Annotated in this window: 1 protein-coding gene; it reads right to left on the reverse strand. The window is 31.4% G+C overall.

Annotation, left to right across the window (positions count from 1 at the left end):
* Positions 1-184, reverse strand: a 184-nt coding sequence (locus AC1RQI_RS17180) for a hypothetical protein (protein WP_481905827.1), incomplete at its 3' end; no start/stop codon positions are given.
* Positions 185-274 lie beyond the last annotated feature (90 nt).

A 274-nucleotide genomic window follows, 5' to 3' on the forward strand; every position in this document is an offset into this window, starting at 1 on the left:
TAATTGGCTCCTCTTCTTTCATTAAATTAGCAGTAATATGATTTAAAAGTAAAGATGCCGGTACTGTAGCACTTTCTGCAACCACATTCGGATTACTAAGTAAATCGCCTTTTTGGCAACTACTAATTAACAGGGCAGTAATAGCTACAAACCCGATTAATATATTCTTAAAATTATTTTTCATAATTATTTTTTTAGAATTTTAGAATGATACGTTGATGTTAAATCCAAATCTTCTTCCTGTTGGGCTTTGTAAAGTACCGTTTGCACTTAC

The organism is Salicola sp. AFF1, from assembly GCF_056783195.1.